Raw genomic sequence first — 16742 nt, 5'->3', positions numbered from 1 at the left:
CACCTCATTATTACAAAAGAAGTTTGATTCCAATTAGCAACAGTGCCAGTCCCCCGAATAATTCGGCCTTCTCGCCCAACCTGGTTCCCATTATTCGTCCCAGAACTAAGCCCATTCCTGTCATTAATCCCGCGATCATGCCAATAATCATAACCGTCATAAAAATGTCTGCCCTAATCGTCCCTAGAGAAAATCCTACACTCAGGGCATCTAAACTTACACTTGCTGCCAAGACATAAATACCATAGCCTTTCAGTGTACTGTTACCAGTATTGTTGTTCTTCTGAAAAAGTGCCTCCCTAGCCTCCCCGAATGGAAAACTTTGCTTAGTTGGCCGGTAGACTTTATACAGCATTCGCCCGCCCAAACCAATAAGGACCAAAGCTCCTAACAGACTTGCAAATTGCCCGAGAATCGATCCTAGTGCTTGACCAAGTATCATCCCGCTTAGTGGCATGAATACATGGAATATAGCCACTACCAGGGACAATCTTACCATCATGCTTTTTCGGATACCTGCTAATCCAATTGCCAAAGCCAAGGAGAATGCATCTGCACCCAAAGCAGTTGCAACAGCTACAACCCATACTAAATTCATTCCCTTCCCCTCCGTTCTCTCTATGTATATGCATTGGAAAGGGTTGATTAGACGAATTAGTGACTATATGTGTTGCGTTCGTTTGCCAGCCGCTTTTTCTAAGCGATTCATCACGGCACTCCCCAGGCCAGCTTCTTCGATCCCTTCGACCAAAATCAAATCCATTCTTCTTTCATCACACAACCGTAACCCTTCAAATATGTTGCTTGCCACTTCTTGTGGTCTATCTTTAGAACCTAAAACAAATAAAAGATCGGGAAACCAGTTATGTAAAAGGGATGCACTTTCTAACGTACACAGTACACCGACCTTTTTTAACCTTGCCTGTCCTCTGAGAATTTCTTGTCCCATGCGTTGTACGACTCTATCTCTCAGTCCGCTGACCAGTAGCAACTCGCCCTGTGGAGCGTAGTGCCTATATTTCATGCCTGGCGCTTTGGGAGCCTGGTTTTCCGAAGGAGTGTCTGCACGGACTTCACCCAACACCTCTTCCAACTGTTCCTTGGTAATCCCGCCTGGGCGAAGAATGGTGGGAACTCCCCCGCTCACATCGAGCACAGTTGATTCCAAGCCAACTTCACACGCTCCTGCATCAAGAATTAGGGGAATCTTCCCTTTCATATCACGCCAGACGTGACTTCCTCTTGTCGGACTCGGTTTACCTGATAGATTAGCACTTGGCGCAGCAATCGGAAAGCCGGCTTCTTCGATCAAGCGAAGGGCAACTGGATGACTGGGCATACGTATTGCAACGTTAACTAGTCCAGCTGTTACGATATCCGGTACCAAGGCCGTTTTTGGGAGGATTAAGGTTAAGGGACCTGGCCAAAAATGCTGAACACAAAGTTCTGCCTCAGACGTCCAACTTTCAACTAGATTATTTGCCATAACACGATTGCAAACATGAACAATTAATGGATTATCTTGAGGCCTTCCCTTTGCTTCAAAAATCTTAGCACAAGCAGAAGCATCCAAGGCATTTGCCCCTAACCCATAGACGGTTTCCGTTGGAAAGGCAACCAGTTCTCCTGCTTTCAGCCACTCAGCGCCCTCATTAATTAGTTGAGCTTCAGGGTGGAGTCTGTCAATAGTACTTCTTTTTGTTTGCATCAATGCTCACCTCGCTAAGATCACTCTGTCCCGCCCCGCTAAGTCCGGGAAAACTTGTGTTTTGAAACCCTTCAAGTGAAAAAGACTACAGACGGCTTCGGCCTGATCCCAACCAATCTCCATTAGTACTTTCCCTTGAGGCTTCAATAAGGGACGTATCTCTTCTGCTAAACGACGATAAAAATCCAGACCATCTGATCCCCCTAAAAAGGCCATAGCAGGTTCATGGAAAATCTCAGGAGCGCATTTTTGATAGTCCTCTGTTGAAACATAGGGAGGATTTGTAATGATATAGTCCCAACATTCTCCCCGAATAGAATCCACAAAATCCCCCTGACGCCACTGCACTATAGCTCCCAATCGTTCGGCATTTTGTCGGGCTACCTCTAATGCATCTAAAGAAAGATCGATTCCAACCACCTCTGCGACAGGATAATAATGCGCAATAGAAATTGCAAGCGCCCCGCTTCCTGTACAAAGATCAGCAACCTTAATCACTCGATCCTGACCTTCATCATTTTCCTGCCTTACAAGATCCAGCCACTTCTCGACTAATATTTCGCTGTCTGCGCGGGGGATAAGCACCCTTTCATCAACATAAAAAGAGAGTCCCATGAATTCCTGTCGCTTTAAGATATATTGAAGTGGCATATTCGATGCACGACGCTGGATAAACGCCCTGAATTGTTCATTCTCTTGCTCAGACAGATTACGATCCCAATCAAGGTAAAGACGATCTCGCGTTACCTTTAGCACTTCCGCTAATAACAAGTCCGCGTCAAAGCGAGCATTTTCAATCTCTTTTTTCAAGAGTTCAGTCTCGCCCCAACGCATTCCATCAACTATCTTCAACCCACAAAGCCCCTTCTCGATGTTCGAGATTCGCAGTTCGTGGTTCGAATCTCTACTTTACACATATAACGCCCGAAAAATAAGTTCCCCAAAACCTTAAATAACATTACATATTATTTAAGCCCAGGTTCCTTTATTGAATCTCTGCTTTTAATCTTTCCGCTTGGTCTGATGAGTTCAGAGCTTGGATGATCTCCTCTAAATCTCCCGTCAGGATCGTCTCTAGGCGATGCAGGGTCAAGTTAATCCGATGGTCCGTCACTCGTCCCTGTGGGAAATTAAACGTTCGAATTCGCTCACTCCGATCCCCTGTACCTACCTGACTGCGACGTTCAGACGCCTGTTCTCCACTCGCTTCTTCTTGAGCTTTCTCTAAAATACGAGCACGCAAGACACGCAAAGCCTTTTCTTTGTTCTTAAGCTGGGATTTTTCATCTTGGCAAGACGCAATAATTCCAGTAGGAAGATGCGTAACACGTACCGCCGATTGGGTAGTATTTACACACTGTCCGCCTGGTCCACTCGAACAGTAGACATCAATACGCAAATCATTCGGATTGATAGAGACTTCCACTTCTTCTGCTTCGGGAAGGACCGCTACTGTAGCAGTAGAGGTATGAATCCTGCCTGCCGATTCTGTGGCCGGTATCCTTTGAACGCGATGCACACCACTTTCAAACTTTAATTTACTGTAGGCTCCATGTCCTTCAATGAGGAAAATAATCTCCTTATATCCCCCTGCATCAGAGTAACTAACACTAAGAACCTCTACTTTCCAGCCCTGACCTTCAGCATAGCGGGTATACATCCGATGAAGATCGCCTGCAAATAAGGCAGCCTCATCCCCACCGGCTCCTGCTCGAATCTCCATAATAACGTTTTTCTCATCCAAAGGATCTTTGGGCAAGAGAAGAATTCGAATTTGCTCCTCAAGTTCCTGAGATTGGTTTAAGAGTTTTCCTCGTTCCTGCTCAGCCATCTCCTGCATATCAGAGTCAAGCTTTTCTCGAAGCAACGTTTCGGTCTCCTCTAGTTCATGAAGCACTTCCTGATATTCCCTAAACGTTGTGACAAGATTCGTCATCCCCGCCTGGGCTTTAGCATATTTTTGCCATTCGCTCTGATTAGAAATTATTTCCGGGTCACTGAGGAGCTCTGTGAATTCATCATATTTCCGTTCAATTTCATAAAGTTTTTCTAACATTTTTTACACCTCAAAAAATTACGTAAGTTCTTGACCTGAATCTAATACGCCCTTTAAGGCCCCGCCACCCACAAAGGATACAACCCGACAAAAGCAAATACAAAAATACTTACAACAACGACAATAAGGAGAAAACTCGCCCTGTAGCGCGGATGCAACCTAGGGAATGAACGTTCATTATCTACAGTAAGATCTTGCCCTGCTTCATAGGTAAATATTGCTTTATGCTCTGCACCATGGTATTCTCCACCCTCTTCCTCTCCCAGAGAACGATTGACGGAAAAGGTTAATGCACGCATTCCTCTATCAAAGAATCTACAACTACAACGAGCCCTCGAATCTAGGGTAACTTTAGAATTGATTTAGATGCCCGCCATATTGAACTGGTCTGCTCATCCAATGTCCTCCTCTATTATATCGAGGCGAGATGCGCGAGGTTCAATGTTTAAGGTTAATGATAAAAATATCCTGCCTCACTTCGAACATTACGCAAAAAGCAGAGCTTGCGCTCTGCTTTTCCACCAGCAACGACCGCAGGCCGTTGTTTACATCCCATATTTCTTTTTAAACCGATCAACCCGTCCGCCAGCATCGACAAACCGCTGTACCCCGGTATAGAAGGGATGGCATTTTGAACAGATTTCCACTTTAATGTTCATTCTTGTGCTCCCTGTTGGGATAACTTCTCCACAAGCACATGTAACAGTGGTTTGTTCATATTTTGGGTGAATTTTTTCTTTCATGTCTTCACCTTCTTTCCCATTTGGATCGAGGCGCTCTTTTGTCGCACCTTAAAATACAATTCCAGTCAACTCTTACTATTCTAGCATAAAGATCATTAAGCGGTCAAGGATCGTGATCCTAATTTTATCGTTACCTCTAAATTAACAACCTTTCATGGCATAGCGAGGTTTTTTATCGAAGCTGTGACGTGCTTCAATAAATCTAACCGTCCCGGTCTTTCCTCGAGCCACCACGGTATGTGTTAATGCCCCTTTAGCTGTAAAGGTAACCCCTCGCACCAAGGGACCTTCAGTAATTCCTGTGGCAGCAAAAAAAACATCATCACCGCTTACTAAGTCATCCATTGTCAACAACTTACTAACATCATCAATTCCTAAGGCTTTCGCTCGTGCTACATCTTCCTCATTTTCCGGCCAAAGACGCCCTTGCATTTCTCCTCCAATACATCGAAGGGCTGCGGCCGCGAGAACCCCTTCCGGCGCTCCGCCTATTCCCATCATCATATCCACACCAGTGTCTTCAAAGGCACACGCCACAGCTGGGGAAACATCTCCGTCTGTAATAAGACGAATCCTTGCCCCACAAGCGCGCACATCCTGAATCAGCTTTTGATGTCTTGGGCGATCTAAAATCACGACCGTTATATCCTCCATACTTTTCCCTAACGCCTTTGCTACATTTGAGACGTTCTCGGCTACTGTAGCATCTAAGTTAATCCGCCCAACAGCTGCCGGACCTACGGCAATTTTATCCATATACATATCTGGAGCATGCAGCAGGCATCCCTTCTTCGCTATTGCAACAACAGCTATCGCCCCAGCCATTCCTTTGGCAACAATATTTGTTCCTTCAAGAGGATCGACAGCAACGTCCAATTGGGGTTTGTCTCCATTTCCCACTCGTTCTCCAATGTATAGCATTGGAGCCTCATCCATCTCCCCTTCGCCGATTACCACTGTACCGTCCATGTGAATAGTATCAAAAACGGCCCGCATAGCTTCAACCGCCGCATTATCCGCTGCATCCTTATTCCCTAGCCCAACCCAACGCGCCGAAGCTAAGGCCGCAGCCTCAGTCACTCTAGCAAATTCCATTGTAAGTTCTCTTTCCAATTTCAATTCCCCCTTAAATGCTTAACCTCTTCTTTTAAAACTATAATTATAATAATTATATAGCACATTTTAAATCTATCATCTTATTGTGACATGCTTTTAGAGGTTTTTCAACAACGATTAATATGTAAAACCCTATTAAACGCATAAAAGTTGGCATCAACTTATCTGTATGCAGACAGGCCAATGCCAATTTATATTAAGAAAAGGCCATAAATGGCCGAATGTCCCTATTTCTATCGCTTTTTCCAATCCGCCAAGAATTTTTCAATCCCAGCATCTGTCAAGGGATGACGGAATAGCTGTCTCAATACTCCAAAAGGAACTGTTGCAAAATCTGCTCCTATTTTGGCTGATTCAGTTACATGAACGGGATTTCGAATGCTGGCAGCAATAGTTTTGGTTGTAATTCCATGAACCTGATAAATCTCGCAGATATTTGCTAATAAATCCAATCCATTTTCACCAATGTCATCTAACCTGCCAAGAAAGGGACTTACATATGCGGCACCTGCCCGTGCTGCCAGTAACGCTTGGTTAGCAGTAAACACGAGTGTAACATTTGTTTTAATTCCCTCGCTGCTTAATACTTTTACAGTTTTAAGACCATCTTCAGTCATCGGAATTTTCACTACAATGTTTGGATGAATAGCAGCTAAGACATGTGCTTCCTGCAACATCCCTTCATGATCAAGGGCTATTACTTCTGCACTGATAGGGCCGTTAACGATCCCAACCACCGTATTAAGAAGTTCATGAAAGTCTTTTCCTTCTTTAGCGACTAAACTGGGGTTTGTCGTCAGTCCTCCTATGACTCCCATATTCCAGGCTTGCTTAATTTCTTCGATATTTGCAGAGTCTAAAAAAAACTGCATTCAGCTACCTTCTTTCTAAAAAGTTTATCCGATTGGCTAACCGCCGCTAACACTCTTGAAAGGAAAAATTAGCGGTCCCTTCTCGCCGTCACGACACCTTGCCATCCATGGCGGCGTACTAACCTCCAACATCCTTGTTCGAGTCTTGGCTACAGGGACATTTGGTCATGCCTGGATAACTCCAACTGAAGTATGTTTCCTTTATGCCTTACCGGTGCTCCCAAAAATCCGAATTTTTTCGCGGATTATTGCTGTTGCGGCTTCACGAGCAGGGCCTAACATTTTTCGCGGGTCAATTTCCTTAGAATCTCCTTCAAGCACATGGCGAGCAGCCAAGACAAAGGCTTCACGAATATTAGTATCAATGTTAATTTTACAGATACCTCGTGAAATCGCCTCGCGAAGCGCTTCCTCAGGCACCCCTGATGAACCATGTAAGACTAGCGGAGTAGAAACTCGTTCCCGAATTTTTGTCAGTCGTTCAAAATCAAGTTTCGGAATCCCTTTGTATTGACCATGAGCTGTTCCGATTGCAATTGCTAAGGCATCCACTTGCGTTGCTTGAACAAAATACTCCGCTTCTGCAGGCTCTGTAAACAACGCCTCTCGCTCGCTGACCGTAATATCATCTTCGGTCCCACCTATTTTACCCAATTCGGCCTCTACTGAAATACCTAAAGGCCGAACAGCTTCAATCACTTTGTTAGTTAATGCAATATTATCTTCAAGAAGATGCTTAGACCCATCAATCATGACAGAAGAAAAACCATTACGTGCACACTGCATTACCTGTGCAAAACTTGTCCCGTGGTCTAAGTGCAAGGCAATTGGAACGTTTGCCTTTTCGGCAGCTAATTTAGTTAAGGTTGTAATGTACTCAATTCCTGCGTATTTTATTGCACCTTGGCTCGCCTGGATGATTACTGGTGCATTTTCAGCCTCAGCTGCGGCCACGATCGCCTGCACAATCTCCATATTATTACAGTTAAAAGCACCTATGGCATAATGTCCTTTTTGTGCCTGATCTAATAACTCGACCATCGATACTAACGCCATTTCTTCTCCTCCTCTATTGTACGTGAAACATGCTGGCCACGTAACGGACTATTGATAAGCCAAGTCTTATTCTCTTCTAAATAAACAGATTTTATTCCTTCAATTTGACGAATATTATCTGAACTGTCCGCGTAAATAACTCCCACTGCTTCACAGCATTCACAATAAAGCTCGACGCGATCCGGCAATAATTCAAAAGTTAACTGATGATTTCCACAAGCACACCCTAAATCCCCTTGCCTAGCCAGACGATGAAGATAATCTAATACCCAAAGCATTACTTCAGGATTCTCGAAATCTTCTTCATACCCTAACTCTAGGGCTAATTCCCCAATGGATTTTTCACGCTCACGACAGGCCTGGGTGACTTTTTGCTTCGGTCCGATATACCCAACTGAAGCCCCTACATCAGGGCAAGCGAGCGGTAATGCTTCCTTCCCCCAAATTGCATGGTTGTTCAATCTCAAATAATGGGTCTCCCCACAGTAAGCACAAGCGTAAGCGATGTTGAACTGTCGTCGGTTCCTGCTGGTTAGAGACATCAGTTGACAGCCACAACCACAATGCAGATTCTTGCGTCCTTGACTAGAAAATGCAAAGAGAGAGAGGGCATAGAATTCTAGCTCCCCACATTGGGAGCATTGTATAGCAATAGTCGTATTTGTCGTTAGAATCATAATTCCCACCTCTTCCTACAGCTTATACTTCGTCATGGAAGAAGATTTTCCTGCCTTCCATTAAAGAAAACTAAGGTAGCCCCAAAACCACAACGAAGACCAAGGACGGCCGAGTTTCCCTGTAGTCTATTGATGGCGAGAAGGGACCGAAGGCCAAGGATAGCCGAGTGTCCTGGGCATTCGGCACGAGATACATACTGTAGAGAAAATTTCAATTGGCGGGAACCACTACTTAAGACTATACCTCTGCTAATATATCTCTTACTCGTTCTCTCAATTCAAATAAATCAAAAGGCTTACCCAAGTAATGAAGAATTCCAAGCTCCTTAGCTTGCTCCATATTTTGAGCATCACCATAGGCAGTCATCATAATCACGCCGACTTGACGGTCTAAAACACGAATTTGCCTTAAAGTTTCAATACCGTTCATCCCCGGCATCTTCATGTCCATCAATATAAGATTAGGCTTGAATGTTTTAAGCATCTCAACGGCCTCTTCTCCGTCTGCAGCCATTTCAACCTCATGTTGATCCCCTCGGAAGGTCTCAAAGAGTAGGCGACGCACACCAAGTTGGTCATCTACTATAAGAATCTTAGCCACTCCCCACATCCCTTTCCTTTATCTAATCTAATCTAATCTAAAATGAATATTCTGTATACGTTGATGAAACTCCTTCTTCAATAATTCGTTCTGACAAAATTCGTCCATCTTGTTTATATTTCCTATGTATCCTGGGATTCGCTACTGTCCTGCGCAACGGAATCCTAACCTCATCTCCTAACGCGCAGTCTTGCATACCCACATCAATTACTGTAAGCTGCATACCAATCTTTCCCGCAACACGGACAGTCCGCCCCTTTAATTCTAATCGCTCTTGGCTAAGAAAAATACCTATTAAAGCCGCAAAATTTTTAATTACTATCTTTAGAAAATCAATCCATCCTTGGGGAACAAAGTGAGGAGCTAAACCTAATCCATCTGCATACCCTGCTGGGATCACGGCGAGCTGGGTAACGGACTTCGTACGATAGATGCTTTGATACCCTACATACGTTCCTTTTGGTACTTGGCGCAGATGAACAATCCGGCTTTTAGCAACCCAAGGGTCGCTTAAAACTATTTTCCCGCCAAAACCCTGCCCGGGATAATGCCCAATCAATAGTGTCCCGATACGGACAAAGTCAAGATGCCATTCAGGATAATCCAGAAAAGCAGCACTATTGCAGACGTGTCTCCAAACCGGATGAATCCCCAATTCCTCAAGACGAGCGGTGAGGAGCGTAAACTGTTCATATTGCTCTAATGTATAGCGTTTGTCCCTTTGAGCAGCTCGAGCAAAATGAGTATATACCCCCACAACCTTAAGCTGAGGAGCACTCGCCAAGTTCCTAGAGAGCTCATCCAGCTCAGATAGCCGAAATCCCGTTCTCCCCATGCCTGTCTCCAATTTAAGCTGGACTGATACATGCTGGTTCAAGTCTTCACAAACCTCATTCAACTTGGCAATTGAGGACAATTCGGTAAGCGTCAGTTGCAATTGACCTCCAACAGCCTCCGTCCATTCCTCCTGTGTGGTTGGACCTAACACTAAAATTAGTCCCTTTATCCCATGCTTACGCAATATTAACCCTTCTTCAACCTTGGTAACCGCAAACGCTTCACATCCAACTCGCTCCAAGGCAAGCGCTACTTGAACCGCGCCTAAACCATAGGCATCCGCTTTTACAACTGCCATACATTTCGATTCGGGATGGAGGTGCTTAATTATTTCTTGATAATTGCTTACTATGGCATCCAAGTCCACTTCTATCCAGGTTCCAGCCATGGCGTTATCTCCTCCGCACTCGCCGTAACTTTGATATTAACCCCTTTATAACATCAGAATACAGCGGTTCTAACTGATTCCAGAGAAAATAGGTAACTGGGCGATACACTAGATCCCATTCTCCGATAAACTCAGTATACTCCCCGTTAAACCCCTTCTTAAAGCGATAAAGTCCATAAAGCGGATTATCTTCCGTCAAGTGTCCAGGGACCCCTCGGAAATCATAAAGCGTACACCCCAACGACTTTGCCCAGCGAATCATCTCCCACTGAATTAAGTAGTTAGGCATAACATTTCGATGAGCATTAGACGATGCTCCGTATATATACCAGGCTTTATTTCCAATAACAAATGCCAAAGTACCAGATATGATATTCCCTTCATATTCAGCAATAAACAATTCTCCTAAGCCTACTGGCACTAAAGAATCATAAAGGTCTTCAAAATAGGAATAAGCCCGCACTAAGAAGCGATCACGTTCGGTAGTTTCTTTAAGAACACGATAAAAGTCTGGTAAATCATCGCGCGTCCCTTTTCGAATATGTACCCCTTTCTTCTGGGCCAGACGAATATTGTACCGTGTTTTTTGTTGCATATTACTGAGAAGAGTTTCCTCATCCGGTGAAATATCCAGACGAAACACATACTTAGGCTGAACCCCTTCAAAACCCTTGCCACTCTCAGCATATCTAAATCCTCTGGAAAGCAAATACTGTTCCAATTCCTTTTCAGAAGAGGGCAAATCAGGATCAACCTTGAGAAAAATCGCGCCACGCGATTTTGCTAACTTACGAATCTCAGCCAAAACCAAATCAAATAACTCGACGTTCTTCCAGTCAACCACCGGTCCACGAGAAGCATAAAAGATAGGGATTCCTACAACAGGAATCTTCCGCTCAAGAATAGAGACCGCCGCCACAATTTCACTGCCCTCTTCAACAACCAATCTCCAGGGCACCCATCCCGTCCTGCTCTTAATCTCGCCCCACTCCCAAGACTGGAGTACATGCCCCTTCGAATGTTTAGCTAAAAACTCATTAAAGCGTGTATGTTCATTTTTATCGATCCACCTAGCAACATAGGTCATCGGTTCAGTCCCCTTCCTCTCACCATTCTTCCCATGGTTTTACTCCTCTAATCAGTAATTCAATATTATAAATAGCTTGGCTGTCACCAAACCACTGGCGAAGGCAGTAGCCTTAGTTGAACTTATTCGCTTGCCATGACTCGAACAAGACGTTCGAGGTTAATAGCACTACCATGAATGGCAAGATGCCGTGATAGCCGATTTTCCCTGCCACAAGGATGGCGAGAAGGGACCTTCTAGAAAGTAATAACGATAAGTTAACTTTCTGGCTTAGTACACAGGAAGAGTTCGTACCAGACCCTTAATCTAGGGTTTAGCAGAACTCTCCTAAGTCAAATCTATGATTTCAATATATGTACATCGAACTTTCAATACTATCATTGTTCATTGCCCCATTCTAATTCCCACGTAAGAATAAAAAAGCAAACTTCCGTTAAAGCGCCCCCAGATGCGGGCAGTGTACAAGGTCCCCTCCCGCCATCCATGGACGTCGGATGTACACTGCCGTCGTGGCTACAGGGGCTCTAGACCATCCATGGTCGTCAGACGACGGCACAGGACGTGCCTAGTGCAGGGTGTGCGCCATGGACGGCATAGCACACTGCCGGCTCATCTGGCACGATAGTCTCCAGTGAGATTATCGCCGTAGGCGGGTTCTTTAAAATGATACTATCGCCGAAGGATGAACCCCGCTCCCCTAAGCCAAGAGCTTTAACGGTTAGTTTGCTCTGCGTCGTAGGCACTGAGTGCTGTGTCCCACATGTCCTCTTACTTCAACGTCGCCCTAATAAACTCCCTAAACAGAGGATGTGCCCTGTTTGGTCGAGACTTAAACTCAGGATGGAACTGAGAAGCTACAAACCAAGGATGATCTAAGTACTCAGAAATCTCTACCAAACGACCATCCAGGGAGGTTCCGGAGAACCTTAAACCTACCTTCTCTAACTCCGCTCGGAACTGGTTATTAACCTCATAACGATGACGATGGCGTTCATATACTACTTGGTCTTGATAAGCCTGATATGCTTTGCTGCCCTCTACCAACTTTGCTGGAGAAATACCTAAGCGCATAGTTCCGCCTTTGTCTTCGATGTCTTTTTGCTCGGGGAGAATATCAATAACTGGGTAGGGTGTATCTGCATCAAATTCTGTACTGTTGGCTCGTTCCATGCCGCAAAGATTACGAGCAATTTCTATAATAGCAGTTTGCATACCTAAACAAATTCCCAGAAAAGGGATTTTTCGCTCTCTCGCATATCGAATTGCTTCGATTTTCCCTTCAATCCCGCGGTTTCCAAAACCTCCTGGGACAAGGATTCCATCGACACCATCTAAATACTTCTCAGCGGATTCTTCCTCGATGTTTTCTGAATCAATCCAACGCACTTTTATTTTAGCTCCATGCTCAGTCCCTGCAGACCGCAAGGCTTCTGCCACACTTAGATAGGCATCGGGAAGTGCAACATATTTGCCCACAATGGCGATCTCTATTTCACGTGTCGGGGATTTGATTTTATCCACCATATTCTTCCATTCAGTCATATCAGCTGGAGGGGCTTCTAGTCCGGCACAACGCAGGACAATATCGTCAAAACCTTCTGCTTGGAGCATAAGAGGAACTTCATAAATCGTCGACGCATCCAAGCACTGAACAACAGCTTCTAAATCCACGTCACATAACAAAGCTAACTTTTCCTTCATCTCTTTGGCAAGGGCTTTTTCCGTTCGACAAACAAGAATCGACGGTTGAATGCCAATTCCCCGTAACTCTTTAACAGAGTGCTGAGTTGGCTTTGTTTTCAACTCGCCAGACATAGCTAAATAAGGGACTAAAGTAACATGAATATAGATAACATTCTCTCGCCCGATATCGTTTTTCATTTGCCGAATTGCTTCCAGGAATGGCAAAGATTCTATATCCCCAACGGTCCCGCCAATTTCTGTGATCACGAAGTCAGGATGGCTCTCCCTAGCAACCCGATAGACCCGTTCTTTAATTTCATTAGTGATATGTGGAATAACTTGAACCGTTCCGCCCAAATAATCCCCCTTACGTTCCTTTCGGATAACCGACCAATAAACCTTCCCTGTTGTAACATTGCTGTTTTTCGAAACAGGCACATCAATAAAGCGCTCATAGTGGCCTAAATCCAAATCTGTCTCTGCCCCGTCATCCGTAACAAACACTTCACCGTGTTGATATGGGCTCATTGTCCCAGGGTCAATATTAATATAGGGATCAAACTTTTGTATTGCAACTTTAAAACCCCTATTTTTCAGGAGACAACCTAGGGATGCGGCCGCGATTCCTTTGCCAAGGGAAGACACTACTCCGCCTGTTACGAAAATAAATTTTGTCATGCGCTTTACCATTTCCTTTCAGACCTTTAAATGTAAACAAGTTCCTCTATTTCTCAAGCAGAAGATATATTCCTTACCAGACTATCTTCTGCAACAAAACACATAAATAAAGCTAGTCCGAGAGCCGCACTAGCTTTATTTTTCCGGTCAGAAAAGACTATGTTTTGTGTAAGGGTGCAACCAAGACAAACGACTTCAAGACGTTAGCTTAGTTTTCTTTATCTTCCTGTTCTATTTTAGCTAGACTTATAAAGGATGTCAAGATAAAGGACACCTGACACCAAAAAAGTGGTTCCTAAATCACTTATCGCTTAAAAACAAGACCCCCTCTCTTATATGATGAAGGGGTCTTGATCATCAACTGAGCTTCTTTAAATTCACCGTGCATCCTTACAAATGCGCTAAACATTTACCATCCGAGTGAACTTTCTTTTTTGACGTTTTATGAACTACCACTTTTCTCCGCGTTGCCCTTCATCGGTTTCATCAAATACTTCATCGCTTTCCGAACTGTCTTCATCTAAGGAATCTTCCTCTAATTCTTCTGTATCTAACTTGTCATCTTCATCCAAAGACGCTCTGTTCATCAAAGCAACCGCAGGCGACCGACGAGGCATTTTCGCAGGTTCCCAAACCTTAAGACCCCATTCACCTCGCCCAATAAATGTGAATCTGGTATCCAGATTAATCTGAGTGAGTGCCGCTGCAATCCGTATAGCCTCTTGAGAAATCCCTAAACGTCGAAGTACTTCTTCGATTAAGTTTTGATAATGCATGGGATTACCCTGAGCTTTTAAAACCTCATAAGCTATATCTGCTTCCGTCGGCTTGTCTTTTTTACTTAAAGAGTGGGTCAAAAAACTCCACCGCCCTTCGTCGTTTTGAATATCACTATATTCGGCCCACCCCTAAATATTTCCTGCTTATCGAAACTTTAAACATAATAAATTTACATTCTTTCTGGGGCTGATACACCTAATATAGCTAATACGTTTCCAACAATTTGTTTTACGGCTCGAACTAAGTTCAATCGAGCCCTTCGTAAACCGTCATCTTCAACTAGTACGCGCTGACTGTTATAAAAAGTATGAAAGAGCCCCGCTAAATCAAGCACATAACGAGCTAAGCGATGAGGTTCCATGAGACGTGCAGCGACAATAATCTCGCTCGGCAAATCTGCCATCTTCTTGAGCAAATCCCGCTCCTCCGTGCTGTCAAGTCTTAACAAGTCTTCTTCAGTGGGCGGAGTGCCCAGGTCACCCAGTTCCTCGGATTGCCGTAAAATACTGCATAAACGAGCATGCGCATACTGTACATAGTAAACCGGATTATCAGATGACTGTGCTCGGGCCAAATCCATATCAAATTCCACTGTGGAATCCGGATCCCGCAGATTAAAGAAGAAACGCGCGGCGTCTTTTCCCACTTCATCCATCAATTCACGCAAAGTAATATACTGACCCGACCGTTTAGACATTTTCACTACTTCACCGTTTTGTATAAGACGTACGAGTTGCATTAAAATAATTTGAAGATTATCCGCCTCATATCCTAAGGCCGACATCGCGCCCTTCATTCGAGCGACGTGACCATGATGGTCAGCTCCCCAAATATTGATAACTTTATTAAATCCACGGTCAAACTTGTTGCGATGATAGGCAATATCAGCCGCAAAATAGGTGGGAGATCCATTGCTCCTGATTACTACCTCGTCTTTTTCATCCCCAAATTGAGTAGACCTGAGCCAATGAGCACCTTCTTTTTCGTAAATGTACCCTTTTTTCTCGAGTTCTTCCATTGTAGAACGAACAGCTCCCGAATCATGCAAAGATTGTTCGTTAAACCAAACATCATATTCGACGCCAAAATCCTCCAGTGTTTCTCGAATATTACGCATTTTTTCATCTAAGGCATACCGCACCAAAAACTCTCGTCTTAACCCCTGTTCAACCGATAGATACTTATCCCCAACTTTGGCAATTAAACCTTTTACAGTATCAACCAAGTCCTCCCCATGATATCCGCCTTCTGGAAAAGGGACATCTTGACCAAGCAATTGCAAATACCTAGATTCCAGCGACAAACCAAAATTATGTATTTGATTCCCAGCATCATTAATATAAAACTCACGAGTAACTTCATACCCTGCCTTTGATAATAACGAAGCCAAACTGTCTCCTAATGCCGCACCTCGGGCATTACCCATATGAAGCAACCCTGTGGGATTGGCACTCACAAACTCAACTTGTATCTTTTGACCCTTTCCGATATCTACTTGACCGTAATCATCACCAGCTTTTAACACCTCACCAATAACGCCTGTTAGCCACACGGGGTTTAAGCGAAAGTTAATAAAACCAGCCCCGGCAATTTCAGAAGATTCTATCCATGTTCCGCTCGTTTCCAAGTGTTTTATGAGTGCAACAGCTATATCACGGGGGGAGCGTTTCGCTTGTTTGGCTAAGACCATTGCCAGATTGGTTGCCAAATCTCCGCGCTGCCTTTCCCTCGGTTCTTCCAAAACAAAACTTGGCAATTCCTCAAAATTCAACTCTCCTGCCAATTTCGCCTTATTCGCGGCTTCTAGCAACTGGCTTGTAATCTTTGTCTTTATATTCTCGTAGAGACTCATCAGGGGATATCCTCCTTTACGTTTACCAACAGACCATTGTGACTCACCAATTTATCATCGACAAAAAGGTCATATTCTAGACTAATACGTCCCCCTTGGACTGTCAAGTCATACTCTACTTTGTTAGGCATAACACTTAACCATATTTTACCGTAACAAGTGGTGTAAATACTGTTGTTAAGTACACCCTTTCTAAATTCCTGCGTAAGATCGATGGCGCCTTTTCGATTTAATACCACTGACTCATCTTTAATCGTTATAAATGTTGTCACTTCACCAAGATCCGAAGCAGCATTGCCAGCTTCCTTATATACTACATAGAAAACCCCGTTTCGTTCATAAAACTTCCCAACCGTAAGCAATTCCTGTTGATCCTCATGCCCTTCCGGATACTTCTGTTTACCATTGATTTGGATAGTTGCGTTTATTTGCAATAGAATTGCTCCTTTCTGATGGAAGTGGGGAGCTTTTAGGATAACCAATTTTGCAGCCACTTAATCTGAGATTCAATAATCGGCAAGATACTAATGAATTATAACGTATAAGTGCATAAGTGCCTATTCTCGTTAACTTATAAAAATCCTTTTTCCTTATTAAGAAAATTAATT

18 protein-coding genes are annotated in these 16742 nt (G+C 44.0%); all 18 read right to left on the bottom strand.

Annotated features, from left to right (window positions below; all coding sequences use genetic code 11):
• Positions 1-10 precede the first annotated feature (10 nt).
• Positions 11-598 carry a manganese efflux pump MntP gene (locus BUB11_RS02135; protein ID WP_073027495.1) on the bottom strand — a complete coding sequence of 196 codons (588 nt, stop codon included), beginning with the start codon at positions 596-598 and terminating at the stop codon, positions 11-13.
• Positions 599-661: 63 nt separating this feature from the next.
• Positions 662-1708, bottom strand: coding sequence for an L-threonylcarbamoyladenylate synthase (locus BUB11_RS02130; protein ID WP_073027494.1), 1047 nt, complete (start codon positions 1706-1708; stop codon positions 662-664).
• Positions 1709-1714: 6 nt separating this feature from the next.
• Positions 1715-2560: a peptide chain release factor N(5)-glutamine methyltransferase gene (gene prmC / locus BUB11_RS02125; protein ID WP_073027493.1), complete on the bottom strand. Its 846-nt coding sequence runs from the start codon at positions 2558-2560 to the stop codon at positions 1715-1717.
• A gap of 133 nt (positions 2561-2693) precedes the next feature.
• On the bottom strand, positions 2694-3764 hold the full coding sequence (gene prfA / locus BUB11_RS02120) for a peptide chain release factor 1 (RefSeq protein ID WP_073027491.1): 1071 nt from the start codon (positions 3762-3764) through the stop codon (positions 2694-2696).
• A 53-nt stretch (positions 3765-3817) separates the two neighbouring features.
• Positions 3818-4063 carry a DUF1385 domain-containing protein gene (locus BUB11_RS02115; protein ID WP_073027490.1) on the bottom strand — a complete coding sequence of 82 codons (246 nt, stop codon included), beginning with the start codon at positions 4061-4063 and terminating at the stop codon, positions 3818-3820.
• 246 nt (positions 4064-4309) lie between these two features.
• A complete protein-coding gene (gene rpmE, locus BUB11_RS02110) occupies positions 4310-4507 on the bottom strand; it encodes a 50S ribosomal protein L31 (protein ID WP_073027488.1) in 198 nt (65 codons plus the stop codon).
• A 141-nt stretch (positions 4508-4648) separates the two neighbouring features.
• The gene (gene glpX / locus BUB11_RS02105) at positions 4649-5620 is read right to left on the bottom strand and encodes a class II fructose-bisphosphatase (protein WP_073027486.1); all 972 of its coding nucleotides are present in this window, start codon (positions 5618-5620) and stop codon (positions 4649-4651) included.
• A 236-nt stretch (positions 5621-5856) separates the two neighbouring features.
• A complete protein-coding gene (gene fsa / locus BUB11_RS02100) occupies positions 5857-6495 on the bottom strand; it encodes a fructose-6-phosphate aldolase (RefSeq protein WP_073027484.1) in 639 nt (212 codons plus the stop codon).
• A gap of 201 nt (positions 6496-6696) precedes the next feature.
• Positions 6697-7551, bottom strand: coding sequence for a class II fructose-1,6-bisphosphate aldolase (locus BUB11_RS02095; protein WP_073027482.1), 855 nt, complete (start codon positions 7549-7551; stop codon positions 6697-6699).
• Positions 7542-8228, bottom strand: coding sequence for a hypothetical protein (locus tag BUB11_RS02090; RefSeq protein ID WP_073027481.1), 687 nt, complete (start codon positions 8226-8228; stop codon positions 7542-7544). The genes BUB11_RS02095 and BUB11_RS02090 overlap by 10 nt, the downstream gene beginning before the upstream one ends.
• Before the next feature lie 238 nt (positions 8229-8466).
• Positions 8467-8838, bottom strand: a complete 372-nt coding sequence (locus BUB11_RS02085) for a response regulator (RefSeq protein ID WP_200797852.1) — start codon at positions 8836-8838, stop codon at positions 8467-8469.
• Between the two features lie 28 nt (positions 8839-8866).
• Positions 8867-10054 (bottom strand): alanine racemase, encoded by a 1188-nt coding sequence (gene alr, locus BUB11_RS02080; RefSeq protein WP_073027480.1) that lies wholly within the window; start codon positions 10052-10054, stop codon positions 8867-8869.
• A 4-nt stretch (positions 10055-10058) separates the two neighbouring features.
• Entirely contained in the window at positions 10059-11141 is a 1083-nt protein-coding gene (locus tag BUB11_RS02075; protein WP_073027478.1) for a lipid II:glycine glycyltransferase FemX, read from the bottom strand.
• A gap of 542 nt (positions 11142-11683) precedes the next feature.
• Positions 11684-11884, bottom strand: coding sequence for a hypothetical protein (locus tag BUB11_RS26785; RefSeq protein ID WP_143159022.1), 201 nt, complete (start codon positions 11882-11884; stop codon positions 11684-11686).
• Positions 11885-11909: 25 nt separating this feature from the next.
• Complete coding sequence (gene pyrG, locus BUB11_RS02070; protein WP_073027476.1) at positions 11910-13502, bottom strand: CTP synthase; 1593 nt, start codon at positions 13500-13502, stop codon at positions 11910-11912.
• A 449-nt stretch (positions 13503-13951) separates the two neighbouring features.
• Complete coding sequence (gene rpoE / locus BUB11_RS02065) at positions 13952-14359, bottom strand: DNA-directed RNA polymerase subunit delta (protein WP_073027474.1); 408 nt, start codon at positions 14357-14359, stop codon at positions 13952-13954.
• A 92-nt stretch (positions 14360-14451) separates the two neighbouring features.
• Positions 14452-16134 (bottom strand): arginine--tRNA ligase, encoded by a 1683-nt coding sequence (gene argS, locus BUB11_RS02060; protein ID WP_073027472.1) that lies wholly within the window; start codon positions 16132-16134, stop codon positions 14452-14454.
• Positions 16134-16568 carry a YwiB family protein gene (locus tag BUB11_RS02055; protein ID WP_073028176.1) on the bottom strand — a complete coding sequence of 145 codons (435 nt, stop codon included), beginning with the start codon at positions 16566-16568 and terminating at the stop codon, positions 16134-16136. The genes argS and BUB11_RS02055 overlap by 1 nt, the downstream gene beginning before the upstream one ends.
• Positions 16569-16742: the final 174 nt, after the last annotated feature.

The organism is Desulfosporosinus lacus DSM 15449 (assembly GCF_900129935.1).
Classification (GTDB): Bacteria; Bacillota; Desulfitobacteriia; order Desulfitobacteriales; family Desulfitobacteriaceae; genus Desulfosporosinus; species Desulfosporosinus lacus.
Note: the sequence above shows the minus strand (reverse complement) of the source record. Positions and strands in the feature narration are given on the sequence as shown.